14 protein-coding genes and 1 pseudogene are annotated in these 15,804 nt (G+C 45.0%); 8 read left to right on the forward strand and 7 right to left on the reverse strand.

What is annotated here, in order from left to right:
* The 3 genes and pseudogenes from J4N43_RS03925 to gloB all read right to left on the reverse strand — a co-directional run bounded on the left by J4N43_RS03925 (position 1) and on the right by gloB (position 3,280).
* Positions 1–687 (reverse strand): YIP1 family protein, encoded by a 687-nt coding sequence (locus J4N43_RS03925; protein ID WP_005380375.1) that lies wholly within the window; start codon positions 685–687, stop codon positions 1–3.
* Positions 684–2,082: pseudogene (locus J4N43_RS03930) on the reverse strand (lytic transglycosylase); the annotation flags it as partial. The pseudogene J4N43_RS03930 and the gene J4N43_RS03925, both read right to left, overlap by 4 nt.
* Before the next feature lie 439 nt (positions 2,083–2,521).
* Positions 2,522–3,280 (reverse strand): hydroxyacylglutathione hydrolase, encoded by a 759-nt coding sequence (gene gloB, locus J4N43_RS03935; protein WP_062730484.1) that lies wholly within the window; start codon positions 3,278–3,280, stop codon positions 2,522–2,524.
* Positions 3,281–3,317: 37 nt separating this feature from the next.
* On the opposite strand from gloB, the gene J4N43_RS03940 reads away from it, so the two are divergent.
* Positions 3,318–4,064, forward strand: a complete 747-nt coding sequence (locus J4N43_RS03940) for a class I SAM-dependent methyltransferase (protein ID WP_005391820.1) — start codon at positions 3,318–3,320, stop codon at positions 4,062–4,064.
* On the opposite strand, the gene rnhA is transcribed toward J4N43_RS03940, so the two are convergent.
* A complete protein-coding gene (gene rnhA, locus J4N43_RS03945) occupies positions 4,061–4,525 on the reverse strand; it encodes a ribonuclease HI (protein WP_005380384.1) in 465 nt (154 codons plus the stop codon). The genes J4N43_RS03940 and rnhA overlap by 4 nt on opposite strands.
* Before the next feature lie 59 nt (positions 4,526–4,584).
* Between rnhA and dnaQ the strand changes: the two genes are divergently transcribed.
* The 5 genes from dnaQ (at position 4,585) to J4N43_RS03970 (ending at position 8,270) form a co-directional block, all read left to right on the forward strand.
* Complete coding sequence (gene dnaQ, locus J4N43_RS03950) at positions 4,585–5,307, forward strand: DNA polymerase III subunit epsilon (protein WP_005380385.1); 723 nt, start codon at positions 4,585–4,587, stop codon at positions 5,305–5,307.
* Between the two features lie 8 nt (positions 5,308–5,315).
* Positions 5,316–6,566 (forward strand): TIGR03503 family protein, encoded by a 1,251-nt coding sequence (locus J4N43_RS03955; RefSeq protein ID WP_062730485.1) that lies wholly within the window; start codon positions 5,316–5,318, stop codon positions 6,564–6,566.
* Between the two features lie 207 nt (positions 6,567–6,773).
* The gene (locus J4N43_RS03960; protein ID WP_053349815.1) at positions 6,774–7,331 is read left to right on the forward strand and encodes a hypothetical protein; all 558 of its coding nucleotides are present in this window, start codon (positions 6,774–6,776) and stop codon (positions 7,329–7,331) included.
* Between the two features lie 51 nt (positions 7,332–7,382).
* Complete coding sequence (locus tag J4N43_RS03965; protein WP_053349814.1) at positions 7,383–7,775, forward strand: DUF1353 domain-containing protein; 393 nt, start codon at positions 7,383–7,385, stop codon at positions 7,773–7,775.
* Between the two features lie 84 nt (positions 7,776–7,859).
* Positions 7,860–8,270, forward strand: coding sequence for a GNAT family N-acetyltransferase (locus tag J4N43_RS03970; RefSeq protein WP_005391824.1), 411 nt, complete (start codon positions 7,860–7,862; stop codon positions 8,268–8,270).
* A 73-nt stretch (positions 8,271–8,343) separates the two neighbouring features.
* Here the strand turns inward: J4N43_RS03970 and J4N43_RS03975 are convergent, their stop codons facing one another.
* Together J4N43_RS03975 and fadE are read right to left on the reverse strand one after the other, a co-directional pair.
* Positions 8,344–10,119, reverse strand: a complete 1,776-nt coding sequence (locus J4N43_RS03975; protein ID WP_005380390.1) for a SulP family inorganic anion transporter — start codon at positions 10,117–10,119, stop codon at positions 8,344–8,346.
* A 206-nt stretch (positions 10,120–10,325) separates the two neighbouring features.
* On the reverse strand, positions 10,326–12,770 hold the full coding sequence (gene fadE / locus J4N43_RS03980; RefSeq protein WP_158159743.1) for an acyl-CoA dehydrogenase FadE: 2,445 nt from the start codon (positions 12,768–12,770) through the stop codon (positions 10,326–10,328).
* Between the two features lie 376 nt (positions 12,771–13,146).
* Between fadE and lpcA the strand changes: the two genes are divergently transcribed.
* Positions 13,147–13,722, forward strand: a complete 576-nt coding sequence (lpcA, locus tag J4N43_RS03985) for a D-sedoheptulose 7-phosphate isomerase (protein ID WP_053349813.1) — start codon at positions 13,147–13,149, stop codon at positions 13,720–13,722.
* A gap of 50 nt (positions 13,723–13,772) precedes the next feature.
* On the forward strand, positions 13,773–14,618 hold the full coding sequence (locus tag J4N43_RS03990) for a class II glutamine amidotransferase (protein WP_005385395.1): 846 nt from the start codon (positions 13,773–13,775) through the stop codon (positions 14,616–14,618).
* 389 nt (positions 14,619–15,007) lie between these two features.
* Here J4N43_RS03990 and purN read toward each other — a convergent pair whose 3' ends face one another.
* Positions 15,008–15,664, reverse strand: a complete 657-nt coding sequence (gene purN / locus J4N43_RS03995) for a phosphoribosylglycinamide formyltransferase (RefSeq protein WP_053349812.1) — start codon at positions 15,662–15,664, stop codon at positions 15,008–15,010.
* Positions 15,665–15,804: the final 140 nt, after the last annotated feature.

Below are 15,804 nucleotides of genomic sequence, written 5' to 3' on the forward strand. Positions count from 1 at the left end.
TTAGGTTACCACAATATAAAGTGCCCAAATAACGTAGAAGAATACCCATGGCAGGCTTGCAATCACCAAAGCTTGGCCACGTTCAAACTCCGTCCACGTCAGTACAACGCCGTAGCCGAGCACAATGTACCAAGGCAGAAGCAAAGGTAACGAGCTAGCGAAATGAGACCATTCGTTAGTAAGAGGCAGCTTTAATAGACCATTGAGGCTATTTAAATCGGCAGCGTAAGTCATTACCTGACCATGCTTGAGTAGCAAGCTCGCGTAACTTGCTACATCGCCCAATACTGCTGGGAATAAGATAGCACACGATGCGGCAAACCATTTCCAGTAACCGTATTGTTGTTTGCTTGCCTTTGTTGCAAGAAAGAACCAAAGCGCGAGCAATAGTAAGGTGGCAAAGCGGTTGAATACATCATTGATGATCGCGCTTGCCATTAGCGTGTTTGGTTCTAATAGCTCAATCTGCTTCGGGTCGATTTGCTGAAATTGCGCAGCAAGTTGGTCACTGAGCCACGTGAAATCGACATTCGAAAAGTAAGCACCCCAGAATAAAAACGGACTAAGCATCAGGAAGATGAACGGTTGCCATCCCCATCCACCGCGTTGATAAAGCGCGAGAAAACAAGATGTTGGAGAACGAAAAATGTCCAACAGCATCACAAGTGGATTGCTTGATGGGTTCATACACTTACCTTCGTTACGTCAACGTACAACTTAAGCTTTTGACCTGGTTGTAAGTATTTTTTCTTGTGTAGCGAGTTCCATTTCACGATGTCGTTCGTTTTTACTTTGAACTTGCTTGCAATGCCGCTAATGGTGTCGCCAGAGCGAACGTTGTAGAAAACGGTACGGATCACAGAACCCTTTGTCTGAGTCCTTCCATATCACTAGCTTTTGACCCACACGCAATGGATCTTTAGGGCTCATACCATTCCATTTAGCTAACGATTTATACGACACTTTATTGTTACGTGCGATTGACCACAAACTTTCTCCAGACTGAACGACATGGGTGAGCTTGAGTTGACCACGAGCACGAGATTGAGTCTTGTTTAATCGGTTTTGTGCCGTTAATGCGTATTTTGCATCGTCTTTTGTTGATGTCGGAATCAACAGGTATTGACCAATACGAATATTGTTATTCGATAGGCCGTTGGCACGTCGAATGACTTTCGTGGTTGTGCCGTATTTATTAGCTAGCACGCTTAAAGAGTCGCCAGATTTCACCTTGTAGCGAGCGACCTTCATCCCTTTACCGCGATTTTTCTCCACCTTGGTGAGAAAAGTCTCTTTTTTCTCTACGGGAATCAAAAGTTGGTGCGGCCCCTCAGGCGCTGTCGACCACTGGTTGTATGCTGGGTTGTAACTCTGCAACTCTTTTACGCTAATGCCGGCATAATCTGCGGCAATAGCCAGATCTAACTGCTCTTCTGGATCAACAAGCGTTAGAACAGGCTTGTTTGGAATTGCAGGAATATTAAGTCCGTACTTGTCTTGGTTTGCGATAACGTCAGCCAAGGCCAATAGCTTAGGAACGTAACTACTGGTCTCTTTTGGTAAGTCTAATGAGAAGAAATCGATAGGTTTACCGAGCTTTTTATTCTTACGAATTGCGCTAGAAACACGGCCACCACCGCTGTTATAAGCGGCGATTGCATGTTCCCAGTTACCATCAAAACGCTCGTTTAGTTGTACTAGGTAGTCCAGCGCTGCATCCGTTGCTGCTGCCACATCTCTGCGACCGTCATACCAGTAGTTTTGCTCTAGTCCCATCATTTTTCCGGTGCCAGGGACAAATTGCCACAACCCAGCCGCGCTACCATGTGAGTAGGCAAAGGCATCGAATGAACTTTCCACTACAGGAAGTAAAGCAAGCTCCATTGGAAGTCCGCGCTCTTCGATACGTTTTGTGATCATGTATAGAAAAGGAGTCGCACGCTTAGATACCGTGTAAAGGTGATTTGGGTGCTTTAAATACCACGTACGGTAGTAGTCCACTTTCTTGTGGTTTGGGATATCCATGTCCAGCTGCATGGCGATACGTTGCCACACATCTTCTTGTTCTTGGGGGGAGAGAACTTTAGGCGCGTCGTTAGCGGATTTTTTTGCTAGTGACGATTTATTGCCCGGTTGAGCTTTTACTGCATTTTGCTTTGCAGTCTGCTCAGATTTATTGGTTTCTGGTGTAGAAGACGTTGAATCTGACTGAGTCAATTGACAGCCAGATAATAACAACGCCAACGCCCAAGTATACTTCAAACGCATGGATTCAGCCTATTTAGGGCCTGTTTATCTTCACCTGCCTGTCGCGCAACGTAATGTGCGTGGCAGTCGCAAGATAATAGACATCTTTAAACACTAACTAATTTATAGAGGCAAAGAGCTTCTAATTATGCAATGGGGAGAAATTCAAATAGATTTATATCAACCCCAAACGTAAGAGAAGCGCCAGTGGCGCTTCTCGAAAAATCAGTCCCTGATAATACTGGGGTCTTGCAAACTTACAAGCAGAAAATGGTTAAAATTCGTTCTTCCACTCGCGTAAAGCAGTAAAAACCGAGCATGGATCGCTATTTTTAACGCGACTAGCAACAGATTGAACCACGTCAGGGTTAGAGGTTCGCAAGAACGGATTAATCCACTTTTCTTTGCGTATTGTTGTTGGAAGTGTCGGAATGTTGCGTGCTCGCAGTCGGTTTACATCGTCGCGATATTGGCGAAGTTGCTCATTGTCAGGTTCAACCGCTAGAGCAAACGCCACGTTACTCGCCGTGTATTCATGCGCGCAGAAGACCTGAGTTTCTTCTGGTAGAGACGTTAGTTTGCTCAGTGATTCAAACATTTGCTCAGGCGTACCTTCAAAAATACGACCGCAGCCAGCAGAAAAGAGCACATCACCGCAAAACAGTTTTCCGTCCCCAACGTAACCGATATGGCCCAAAGTATGACCGGGTAACCCAAGTACTAAGAAAATCTCACCAAACAACTCTAGCTTGTCGCCTTCTTCCATTGGTGTCGTTAGGGTTGGAATTGGCTCTGATTTTGGGCCCACAACGGCGACGTTAGGAAATGCACGCACTAAGTCTGGAACGCCACCAATGTGATCGTTGTGGTGGTGCGTAATTAAAATCGCTTCTAAAGTTAATTCGTTAGCCTGCAGAAATTCTAATACTGGCTTCGCATCGCCCGGATCAACGACTGCGCAGCGCTTATCGCTATTTTGTATCAGCCAGATGTAATTATCATTAAATGCGGGTATGCTTTTGATCTCTAACACGATTCGTTCTCCGTCACCCATTTTAGTCAGGTGGTTAATGAAACCAGCACTCAGCAACAAAACTATACCACACCCGTCGACTTGGTCAGCAATGAACAACGGTCCGTGGGTGCTTGAGTCAATCCAGACCCGACTTGATGAATGGTGCCCGAAACTCTTCGGCTACCATATGCTCAAACTGGGCGGGTTGAGCTGTGAGCTAACCAGCTGTAATTGTAACATTCAACACCAAGTCAACGTAGATATCCAGAACCCGTTGCATAATGTGATTGCAGATGGTTACGAATTACCCTTTTTGGAAAAAAGCTTTGATGTTGTGATACTCGCTCATCAGCTCGACTATGCAAGCGATCCACACCGTTTGTTGCGTGAAGTCGATAGAGTGATGATGGATGATGGCTATGTAATTATTACTGGATTCAACCCATTAAGCTTGACTGGATTAGCGAGTTTGCTTCCATGGCGTAAACATAATTTGCCTTGGAGTGGACGAATGTTTACGTCGAGCCGCATCAAAGATTGGTTAGGGTTACTTAATTATCAAGTGATTCATTGTGATCGTTATGCGCTGTTTCCGATGAAACGTTACCGTACGATGTGGACATGGTTGGAAAATAGTCTTGGTGATTGGGCATCACCCGCTGGGAGTTTGTATTACATAGTCGCGCGGAAACGGACATACCCTCTCAAGCCTATCAAACCGCATTGGCGCTTGAAGAAAAAGCTCACACCACTTGGGGTGATGAATCGAGAGGGTAACACTATGAGGAAAGAATCTCGCTAAGAGGGTTGGTAACCTGTATCTTCCTCAGTTGGGTTTTCTGCAGCAGTACGGGCTAGCTCATCACACATTTCGTTCTCACGATGGCCTGCGTGGCCTTTTACCCAATGCCATTCAACTTGATGGCGTGCGGTTTCTTTGTCTAGAGCTTGCCATAAATCGGCATTCTTCACGGGTTTTTTATCCGCTGTTTTCCAACCACGCTTCTTCCAGTTATGGATCCACTGAGTAATACCTTGGCGCACATATTGGCTGTCAGTCGTTAAAGTGACTTTACAAGGTTGTTTTAACGTCTGTAGCGCGACGACAGCCGCCAACATTTCCATGCGGTTGTTGGTAGTTAACGTATAGCCTTTGGAAAGTGTCTTTTCTACGTCTTTGTAACGCAATACTATGCCGTAACCACCTGGTCCTGGGTTACCTAAACAAGAACCGTCAGTGAAAATCTCAACGTGTTTGGTCATATTTTTTGGTACTATTAGCCGAAACATTTAATAAAGCATAGTCTGACATACATAACCTTATGAATACCAGCAGCAATTCTGAATATAACCGCATTGTCGTTCTCGATACCGAAACCACAGGTATGAACCGCGAGGGTGGTCCTCACTACATGGGACACCGCATTATTGAAATCGGTGCCGTGGAGATCATCAACCGTAAGCTGACTGGTCGTCACTTCCACGTTTATTTAAAACCCGATCGTGAAATCCAACCAGAAGCGGTTGAAGTTCACGGTATTACGGATGAATTCTTGGTTGATAAACCGGAATACGCGAGCGTGCACCAAGAGTTTCTTGAGTTTATTAAAGGCGCAGAACTTGTTGCCCACAACGCGCCCTTCGATACCGGATTTATGGATTACGAGTTTGGCATGCTCGATCCTAACATCGGCAAAACGGACGACTACTGCAAGGTGACCGACACCCTTGCAATGGCGAAGAAAATCTTCCCTGGTAAGCGAAACAACCTTGATATCTTATGTGAACGTTACGGTATTGATAACTCGCACCGTACACTCCACGGAGCTTTGCTCGATGCGGAGATTCTAGCCGACGTTTACCTCTTTATGACGGGTGGTCAAACGAGTCTAGAATTTAACGCGAATAAACAAGAGGGTGGAGTAGAAACCATTCGTCGTATTGAAGGAAGAAAAGCGCTAAAGGTTTTGCGCGCAAGTGCCGATGAACTAGAAGCTCACCAAAAAAGATTAGAGTTGGTGAACGACTGTATTTGGCATCAATAGGAGAAGCTATGTTGAGGGCTTTGTTGGTCGCGTTTTTAGCGATATGGAGTAGTCTCTCGAGTGCTGCGAGTGAATCTACAATGTCTTTGTTAGACAATCGCTTTCGAGTTGATCCAACCATCGAGCAGATCACGTTTTTGGTTTATCGTGAGCAAAGTTCTCAGCCAGTTGTTTTAGTCCGTCCTGACGGTAAAAAATACTATGCTTGGGGCTCTTACGACAATGTACGTTGGTATCAAGAAGCCTCACTCGATATTATTTCCGTTGATAACCCTATGCCAGGTCCATGGCAGGCTGTGGGGAAAGTTACGCCTAAAAATAACATCCGCTTAATTTCTCACCTAAAGCTCAGTACGGATCTGTTCCCAAACCGATTATATAATGGGGAAGCGCTTAAGTTTACAGCTCGCCTGACCTCCGACGGCAAACCTCTTGTATTGCGCGACTTCCTTGATCGCGTGAATCTGCGCGTGACATTTACCAAGTTTGTCGAAAATGAAGATGAGCTGATCAAAGAAGCTCGTCCAGTGCCGATGGTTGTGGGTGAGTTTTCTGATGACGGCCGCGGCTTGGATGAAAAAGCAGGGGATGGAGTGTTCACGGTTCAGCTCCCAATAGACGTTGAGCCTGGTAAGTACCGCGCTCGCATCACGTCTGGCAATGGCGTATTCTTACGAGCGCAAGAACAAGTCATCTTGGTTTATCCGAACCCAATCTCTCGTACTTTTATTCAGGCTCGTAATCACGATAAGCCACACCAATTAGTGGTGAGTGGCGAGCAAGGTATGATTGCACCAGGCTCTATTGCAGTCACAGTGAAAAAGGATGCTCCCGATGGTTTCATTAGTTACAGCCAAGGACAGGTCTCTAAAGATGGAATGAGAGTTACGTTGAACCTCAATAACGATTCTGAACTTGGTAAGTACGCATGGCGCGGCGAGATCTTTGCCACTGATTTTGCAACCCAGCGTCCGTTGGTGTTTCCTATTCCAGAGCAAACCTTCAGTGTTGTTGATGAAGTTGATCTAGAAGCTGCTCGAATTGCAAAAGAAGCTGAATTAGCCGAGCAGCGCCGTATTGAAATGGAAAAGCAAATTATCGCTGAGCGGGAGGCTGAGCGTAAGCGCAGCATGATTATTATCGCGGTGGGTAACGTGATAATGCTGCTGATTGTGATCATTGCATGGATAGTCTGGCGCAAAATTAAAGCGAAGCGCGATGCCATGCCAGAGATGCAATTAGAAGTACCAAAGAAATAGTAGTAACACACACATAAAGCGAGAAACGGAGCCAATCGGCTCCGTTTTTTTCAGTTTAAGTTTGAGACAGAATTTGATGTTTCTCATGGTCATTAATCATTTTATTTTAAAGTAACACCATGATTTAACGTTGATTAATCATAATAAAGCTCGCATGATACTCTTTACGTTTCGACTTGATTTTAGTGCGTATAGACGGAGTGAGTTATGACAATTGGAGAGTTAGGACTAGAACATTTACCACGACAAAAGGCCTTGGTTGAGTCAGCTTATGATGCCTTTTATTCTGGAAAAGACGTTGTTGCCGCGGTATTGCTTGGCTCCTTGTCATCAGGACAAGGTGACCGTATTTCGGACGCTGATGTTGTTGTATTTACTCAAAACAACTTCCATAAAGCCTCAGAGCCTTGCTTTACCCAGTTTGAAGCTAATAAAGACATTTTTTATCGCCTTGAGGGAGAGCACAACGAAAATGCGTGTTTCAAAAAATACATTTTTAATGACCTAACCAGTGCAGAGATTCATTGTTTAGATCTCTGTGAGCCCTTCAAACTTTCTAAGCCATTTAAGACTTTATTTGATAAAGCTGATGTGATTGCGGGCATGGTTACTGATGAACCTGCGCCAAAGCATGAAGATTTCCCAGTTTATACCAGTGGTGATCAAGGCCTGATCTGGGAACTCTTTGATTGTATTAAGTGGTTGAGTAGAGATAACCATGAGCTTGCTAAGTCCTACTTGAAAAAACTCTCTGAGAAACTCTAATTTGAGAGTCATCTCCGTTCCTCCCACTGAAGTTGGCTAGGCTGTTAGGTTATGAAATACAAAAAGCGTCAGAAGTATAAATACACTCTCCATTCTGAAGAAAAGATTGAGACTCACATTTCAGTGAGTAACGCGTATGACAGCCCTTTTCTTAGTTTGTCCAAACAAGGCGTGTTAACGATTAAAAAGGGCTATGCATGGGATGGAGCGAGTGGGCCAGCGTTAGACACAAAAAACATTATGAAAGCTTCTTTAGTGCATGATGCTCTTTACCAACTCATGAGGGAAGAGGTGTTGCCTCAAAGTGCTCGAAAGCATGCGGATACGTTGTTGAGAGAAACGTGTTTAGAAAAAGGAATGTCTAGCTTCAGAGCAGCTTATATCTATTATGGCGTCAGAATTGTCGGCGGCTTCTTTTCTAGACCCGATACTTTGTGTGCTTAATGGGAACATCTTTCCAACGTTTAACTGTTTATTTATACAGTTTAGTTATGTAAGCTCCAAGGTGATACAAAGGAGTAGTACATAATGACAATAAGATATGAAGAGCATGTGCCAAGCCCGAAAGAATACTGTGATATGCGTATCAAAGCCGGGCTATCACCTAAATCGTTGAAAGCTGCTGAAATTGGCCTACCCAATTCGTTATATGGCGTATCTGTTCGGGATGAAGGAAAGCTCATTGCAATGGGTCGGGTTGTTGGTGACGGGGCGTGTAACTTCGAAATTGTCGACGTTGCCGTTGATTCTGATTATCAAGGTAACGGTTTAGGTAGAAAAGTCATGGAATACATCGACGGTTATCTTTCTTCTGTTGCACTTGAAGGCTCTTACGTTTCTATGATTGCTGATGAACCAGTTTTTTACGAAAAGCTTGGTTATAGGCTGGTGGCTCCTAAAAGCCAAGGGATGACAAAAAAGTTTAAGCCAAAGGCATAACACGTATTCAGCTGTGAAGATAAGCACTAGAAAACAGGAGTTTAATTTCCTGTTTTCTATATTAAATTTCTATTTAAGCCACTTCTGGAATTGGTTTGGGTGGCTGCTCTAAATCAGGCTCTTTTTGAACAGTAGGAATCTGTCCCTCACCCACAGCACTGATGTAACAGCCACTAAGTTTAATGGCAAGGTACATATCAGCTCGCAGTAAGATGCCTCCTTCACTGGTGCTGATACCAGTAAGCTCACACCATTGACGAAGACGTCGTTTCCTTCCTGCGAGGATTAAACGTACGCCTCTCTTTTTCAAAGTATTGTGAATATCTGCCAGAGTGGCCATCACACTGAGATCCAAGTGAGTAAAGCTCGATACGGCGTCGATGACAACGCAACTTGCGTCTTTGTGATGCTCTGCCTGCTCTAACACTCTACGTTTAAAGTAAGGAGCATTGAAGTAAGTTAGCGGTGAGTTAAAGCGGTAAATCACCATTCCAGGAATAGGCGAAGCTTTTCCTGAGTCGTCGATGGTCCGAATGGTACCTTTTTCATCCAAGCCAAGTAGCTGATCACTCGGTCGCATGACAATCCGTAAAAATTGAAACAGCCCTAGCAATACCGCCAAAGTGATCCCCGGTATTACACCCACGATCAACACAGAAATAAAAGTAATGATGGCCAGATAAAATGCATCTTTGTCACGAGATTTTAATTTCCAAATTGCTTTAAGATCGAGCAGCGATAGGGACGCAATGATCAATACAACACCAAGTGAAGCGATAGGGATGAACTGCAAAGGCTCGTAAATAAATACCGCAATAATGGCAATGGTGATTGCGGCGACAATCGAAACTAATTGAGATTTACCGCCATTTGCATCATTGACGGCTGTGCGTGAGTCAGCGCCGCTTATCGCGAAACCTTGCGAAAACGCTGAGGCAATGTTGGCAAAACCCAACGCCTGAAACTCTTTATTAGCATCAATATCATAACCGTTTTTAGCAGCGAAACTGCGGGCGGTGAGCATCATGCTAACAAAACTGACAATCGCAAGGTTGAGAGCCGGGACCACTAGTTCACGAACTTCACCTAGCTCAAACTCCGGTGTTTGAAACTGAGGGAAGCCACCTTGAGTGAGTCCGACAACCGATACGCCCATCTCTTGTAAATGGAAAAACCAAACTGACGCAGTAGTTACGAGGATCGCCAGCATGGCAGCAGGCCAAGTTGGTCGGTAGCGTTTGGTGAGCAAATAAACGACAACTGTCACGATACTCAGAGTTACAGTAGGCCAATGAAGATCGGTTAATCGTTGTGGAGCTTCCCATAAACGTTCCAGTAAATAACGTTGCTCGTATTTCAAACCGACTACTTTCGCAAACTGACCAACGATAATTGTGAGAGCAACACCGTTGAGTAGACCCAAAAGAATCGGACGAGAAAGGAAATCTGCAAATACCCCTAGCTTGAAACGACTTGCCAGTACACACCAAATCCCCGTCATCGCTGTCATGGTCATAACCAACTGCCAATGTTTTGTGGGGTCACCTGCGGCAAGTGGTGTCACAACAGCAGCAATCACTGCACAGGTTGCTGCATCGGGTCCGACAATGAGTTGTCGAGATGTGCCCATCATGGCGTAAACCAACATTGGCAGTACACACGAATACAGACCGACAATTGCGGATACACCAGTTAACTGTGCGTAAGCTATGGCAACTGGCAGTGCAACCGCGACAACAGAAAAGGCGGCTCTAAAGTCGTTAACAAACCATTCTTTTTGATAATGCTTAAGCTGAACAAGCCCTGGGAACCACTGTGCGAGTAATATTTTAGCCAACGGATTTACCATATATGTGAGTGAGTTACTTAAAGTATACACCGCTTAGTTGGAACGTCTGTGAGTTAGTTATCACTGGAAATCGGGGGAAAGATTGGAGTGCGTGGCTTTTATTGCGATTGCGCAGGGGCTTCGTGGTGTGAGGTGTTATGAATGCGATTCTGGAAGCAATAAAAAACGGGAGCTGATACTCCCGTTTGTGGTCTCAGATTCTAGAGTTACGCGACACTATCCATCTGAGGGTATAGCGGCTTTGCGGCAAGCAGTTCCGGCTCAAAATCGTCAACGTTGATTGTATCTAGACGATGCTGTTCCGCTTCTCTGAGTAGATCGGCTTCTTCTTGCGTGATAAAGCCTTGCTCTAGCCCTTCCTGAGCAATCATATCCAAACGTAAGAATGGGCGACGCTTACCTTGCGCTTTACATACTTTGTCAAACACAGGTTCAGCTTGAAGAATGACTGACAGCGCCAGCTCAATCTTACCTGCTGCGTTGTGCTCGGTTGGTTCAAGGTATTGACCGCGACCAATGCGTGAGCGCGTTGCACTTGGCGTTTGTAGAATGCGTGCCACTTTACTGTCTAGTTTATCGCTTGGTGCTTTGCGTACGCGACCAAATGGCATGATTAACGCGCGTAGCGCACGGCCAATCACTTTGTTCGGGAAGTTTGCTAAGAACTCATCTACTGCCACTTCCGCTTGTTTCAAACTGTCTTGTAGACCCCAGTGTACTAATGGTAAATCTTCGACTGGGCGGCCATCTTGCTCAAAACGTTTCAACGTCGCAGAGCTCAAATATAGCTGGCTTAGAATGTCACCAAGACGCGCTGATAGACGCTCTTTACGCTTCAAAGAGCCACCTAGCACTGCCATTGAGATATCCGATAGCAGAGCAAGGTTTGCACTGTAACGGTTCAATTGTTGGTAGTAACGCTTGGTTGCATCTTTGGTTGGTGATGAAGAGCCCAGACCGTCGCTCAAACCAAACCAGATACTGCGCACTAGGTTACTCATTGTAAAGCTCACGTGACCAGCAAGCGCTTTATCAAATTTCTCGACAGCATTACTTGCTTCAGAATACGCCGCGTTCATTTCTTCAAGAACGTACGGATGGCAACGAATTGCGCCTTGGCCAAAGATGATCATTGAGCGTGTTAGAATGTTAGCACCCTCAACCGTTACCGCGATTGGCGCACCTTGGTAACCACGAGCTAGGAAGTTAGAAGGTCCCATACAGATACCTTTACCGCCTACGATGTCCATTGCATCGATGATGCTTTGCTGGCCGCGGTGCGTACAGTGATACTTCACGATAGCTGAGATTACTGATGGCTTTTCACCTAAATCGATACCCGCAACGGTTAAGTTGCTTGCTGCATCCATCACGTAAGCATTACCACCCAAGCGTGCTAATGGTTCTTCAACTCCTTCCATATGGCCGATCGGCTGTTTGAACTGACGGCGAATACGTGAGTAAGCACCGGTTGCCATTGCCGCAGTTTTGATGCCACCTGTTGAGTTTGAAGGTAGCGTGATACCACGTCCAACCGACAGACACTCAACCAGCATACGCCAACCTTGGCCCGCCATTTTTTCGCCACCGATAATGAAATCGATAGGAACAAAGATGTCTTTACCGCGCGTTGGACCATTTTGGAATGGCACATTGAGTGGGAAGTGTCGGTTACCAATCTCAACACCTTTGACATCAGTTGGGATAAGCGCACAAGTGATGCCAAGATCTTCTTTGTCGCCTAGCAAACCTTCAGGATCGCGAAGTTTAAATGCTAAGCCTAGTACCGTTGCGACTGGCGCTAGGGTGATGTAGCGCTTGTTCCAAGTCAGGCGCATACCCAGTACTTCTTTTCCTTCCCATTCGCCTTTGCAGACCACACCGTAATCTGGAATAGAGCCTGCGTCAGAACCCGCTTCTGGGCTCGTTAAGGCGAAACAAGGGATTTCCTTACCTTCAGCTAAACGCGGTAAGTAATGATTTTTTTGATCTTCAGTACCGTAGTGTTGCAGTAGTTCACCAGGGCCTAAAGAGTTAGGAACACCAACGGTAGACGATAGAACGCCAGAAACACCCGTTAATTTTTGTAGCACCAAAGATTGCGCGTATGCTGAGAATTCCAGACCACCGTACTTTTTCTTAATGATCATGGCGAAGAACTTATGATCTTTCAGGTATTGCCAAACTTCTGGCGGTAAGTCCGCGAGTTCATGGGTCACTTGGAAATCACTCACCATGGCGCACACTTCATTTACAGGGCCGTCTAAAAAGGCTTGTTCTTCCGCACTTAACTTAGGTGCTTGAATTGCGTGTAGCTTTTGCCACTCTGGTTTGCCTTTAAATAGTTCGGCTTCCCACCAGACGGTACCTGCGTCTAACGCTTCTTTTTCGGTTTGAGACATAGCTGGCAGCACTTTCTTGAAAAGCACTAACGCTTTGCGGCTAATTAAAGACTGACGTACGCCAGGAACCGCGAGCACAGCTGCGGCGAGAACGTAAATAGCCCAACCAATAACGCCGACAGTACCAGCTACTGTAAGAGCTAGCATGGCTGCGGTGAGTAAGCTAATAGATTTCACGAGAGACATGCGGTGGTAGAGCGTAATGCCTAGCACGATCGCCATCGTGATGATTGAGAGCAAGATGTCCATATGTATTTTCCTTTTCAGACTTTATAAGTTTTGTACGTCTGTATGTTAGGTAAGAGGTCTAACCAGTTGGTTTAAGTGTAATCAAAATATTAAGGAAATGTAAAACATAAGATTGGATAAAAAGTGATCTAAGTAGAGTTAAAATTCTAAAGTTGAGATTTGAGTGATGGTTTCATGAGCAAGTTGACAAGTTTATTACCATCACTAATCTAAATCTGTTGGTTCACTATCGACACTAATTCTCGTTTGTGGGTAAACTCAGAGTAATCAAACCCGAGTTCAGGTTTATGAAATGTCCGATACCAAATTGGTATCAGAACAATTTGCTCAGTGAGTCAAGAGCTGACTGAAGCCGAAATAATAAAGAGAACGTCTTATGTACCATGATCTGATTAGAAGTGAATTAAACGAAGCTGCTGAAGTGCTCAACAAATTTTTAAGCGATGACCATAACATTGCGCAAATCGAAGCAGCGGCGAAAATGATTGCTGACTCATTCAAGCAAGATTGTAAAGTATTGTCGTGTGGTAACGGTGGTTCTCACTGTGATTCAATGCACTTTGCCGAAGAGCTAACAGGCCGTTACCGAGAAAATCGTCCTGGCTATGCTGGTATTGCTATTTCAGATCCAAGCCACCTTTCTTGTGTGAGTAATGACTTTGGTTATGACTTCGTGTTTTCACGTTATGTAGAAGCGGTTGGTCGAAAAGGTGACGTACTGTTTGGTCTGTCGACTTCAGGTAACTCAGGTAACATCCTGAAAGCGATTGAAGCAGCACAAGCGAAAGGCATGAAGACGATTGCGCTAACAGGTAAAGATGGCGGCAAAATGGCAGGCCTTGCAGATATTGAAATCCGCGTGCCACACTTTGGTTATGCAGACCGCATTCAGGAAATTCATATTAAGATTATTCATATCATCATTCAGTTGATCGAAAAAGAGATGGAATAATCGTTTACGGCCACCGTTTCGAGCTGTGTTGTTAGGGAGTTTTTTAAACCATGTGTGAATTGCTCGGTATGAGCGCTAATGTTCCAACGGATATTTGTTTCAGTTTTACTGGGCTCATGCAGCGTGGAGGTCGAACCGGCCCACACCGTGACGGATGGGGGATCACCTTCTACGAAGGGAAGGGCTTTCGAACCTTCAAAGATCCCAAGCCAAGTTGTGAGTCTAAAATAGCAGAGTTGGTACAAAATTATCCCATCAAAAGTCGTGCGGTCGTTAGTCATATCCGACAGGCGAATCGTGGTGGTGTTAATTTAGAAAATACTCATCCCTTTACACGTGAGCTGTGGGGTAGGTATTGGACGTTTGCGCATAACGGTCAGCTCTCTGGCTACCAAGACTTGCATACAGGTCGACATCGACCTGTCGGTGAGACAGATAGTGAACTGGCATTTTGCTGGTTATTGAAGCAAATGGAAGATCGATATCCTGAGCCACCAAAGGATATGGAGTCGGTATTCTTATATGTTGCTAAATGTTGTGATGAGCTAAAAGAGAAGGGTGTATTTAACATGCTTCTGAGTGATGGTGAGTATGTAATGACGTATTGCACCAATCATTTGTATTGGATCACAAGACGCGCACCGTTTGGAAAAGCCGCGTTGCTTGATGAAGATGTGGAAATTAACTTCCAAGAAGAAACAACGCCACACGACATCGTTTCTGTGATTGCAACTCAACCTTTGACGGGCAACGAAGCTTGGCAGCGTATGAAACCTGGCGAATACGGCTTGTTTCACCTAGGTGAACTAGTCAAAAATAATGCCTCTGAACTGGTAAATGTGCCGTTTGCGGCGGCTAAGCCGGGCAATCAAGCGCCAACCGAACCGTTAGAGTGATGGTCTCTTACTCTGAATATAAAAATAAAGCTCGCTTAATCGCGAGCTTTATTTTTATGCGTTTTAAACCGAGGGCGGATACGGATGAGCATTCTTACTTTCTAGAGTGCTGGTAGTAGAGTCCTAGTCTCGCTAAGGCTTGCTGTAAAGACGTAACTGATAGAAATTTCTCATAAAACACCTCGTCAGTCTGAACGGTGAAGAACGAACCAGATTCAGAATCTACTTTCCGAGTGTTATGTTACTCAAGTGGTTATGGGATTTTTTAGAATGTTGGGTTTTAGGTTTCTAGTCTCACTACGGCTTTCTTGAATCAAGTTTATAAGTATTAAAACAACCAAGAGCAGCCCTCAGGCTGCTCTTTTGTGCTTGGAGTTTATTATTCAGGGCTACTCATCTGAGGCGTACCCATGTACGCCAAGCTCTGCGCCATCTAAATAGGCTTTACCATCCTTCATGATCAACCGCTCGTCTACCAGCCACTTAGCCACCATAGGGTAGATTCGGTGCTCCTGCGCCTGAACACGTGCCGCAAGTACACTAGCATCATCGTCTTCGAACACAGGAACTTTTGCTTGCAGTATGACAGGGCCACCATCAAGCTCTTCCGTTACAAAGTGCACACTCGTACCATGTTCTTTGTCGCTAGCATCAATTGCTCTCTGGTGTGTGTGTAGCCCAGGATATTTTGGTAGAAGAGAAGGGTGGATATTGATCATCTTACCCATGTAATGAGAAACAAATGCGCTGCTCAGAATGCGCATGTAACCAGCAAGAATAATCACGTCTGGTTGGTATTCATCTATTTGACTCATTAGCTCTGCATCAAAGCTTTCACGCGATCTGAATGCTTTAGGGTCGACAAAGTGACCGTCCACATCAAACTTTTTTGCACGTTCTAAACCAAAAGCATCTGCTTTGTTAGAGAACACGGCTGCCACTCGTGCGTTTGGCATGCTGTCTTCGCAAGCTTCCAAGATAGCTTGCAGGTTACTTCCGTTACCCGAGATGAGGACCACAATGTTTTTTAGGGTATGGTTTTTCATGATGTCGAGAGCGCCTTGGTATTGTAGGTTGGAGTTATGTAGCTTCTAAACTACCTACTAATAGAATGGTTTTTAGTGTTCTAGATAGCAAAATGAGGACCTAGTCATCTAGTGTCCTCATTCTTCTTATCTTTTGAGCT

It is taken from the genome of Vibrio sp. SCSIO 43009, from assembly GCF_023716525.1.
GTDB classification, from domain to species: Bacteria; Pseudomonadota; Gammaproteobacteria; order Enterobacterales; family Vibrionaceae; genus Vibrio; species Vibrio alginolyticus.

Bases quoted from the DNA above. Each gene is read 5' to 3' on its own strand.
- lpcA (WP_053349813.1), top strand. From the start codon at position 13,147: ATGTACCATGATCTGATTAGAAGTGAATTAAACGAAGCTGCTGAAGTG.
- J4N43_RS03975 (WP_005380390.1), bottom strand. From the start codon at position 10,119: ATGGTAAATCCGTTGGCTAAAATATTACTCGCACAGTGGTTCCCAGGG.
- J4N43_RS03955 (WP_062730485.1), top strand. From the start codon at position 5,316: ATGTTGAGGGCTTTGTTGGTCGCGTTTTTAGCGATATGGAGTAGTCTC.
- J4N43_RS03970 (WP_005391824.1), top strand. From the start codon at position 7,860: ATGACAATAAGATATGAAGAGCATGTGCCAAGCCCGAAAGAATACTGT.
- J4N43_RS03940 (WP_005391820.1), top strand. From the start codon at position 3,318: ATGAAACCAGCACTCAGCAACAAAACTATACCACACCCGTCGACTTGG.
- dnaQ (WP_005380385.1), top strand. From the start codon at position 4,585: ATGAATACCAGCAGCAATTCTGAATATAACCGCATTGTCGTTCTCGAT.
- fadE (WP_158159743.1), bottom strand. From the start codon at position 12,770: ATGGACATCTTGCTCTCAATCATCACGATGGCGATCGTGCTAGGCATT.
- purN (WP_053349812.1), bottom strand. From the start codon at position 15,664: ATGAAAAACCATACCCTAAAAAACATTGTGGTCCTCATCTCGGGTAAC.
- J4N43_RS03960 (WP_053349815.1), top strand. From the start codon at position 6,774: ATGACAATTGGAGAGTTAGGACTAGAACATTTACCACGACAAAAGGCC.
- J4N43_RS03965 (WP_053349814.1), top strand. From the start codon at position 7,383: ATGAAATACAAAAAGCGTCAGAAGTATAAATACACTCTCCATTCTGAA.
- J4N43_RS03990 (WP_005385395.1), top strand. From the start codon at position 13,773: ATGTGTGAATTGCTCGGTATGAGCGCTAATGTTCCAACGGATATTTGT.
- J4N43_RS03925 (WP_005380375.1), bottom strand. From the start codon at position 687: ATGAACCCATCAAGCAATCCACTTGTGATGCTGTTGGACATTTTTCGT.
- rnhA (WP_005380384.1), bottom strand. From the start codon at position 4,525: ATGACCAAACACGTTGAGATTTTCACTGACGGTTCTTGTTTAGGTAAC.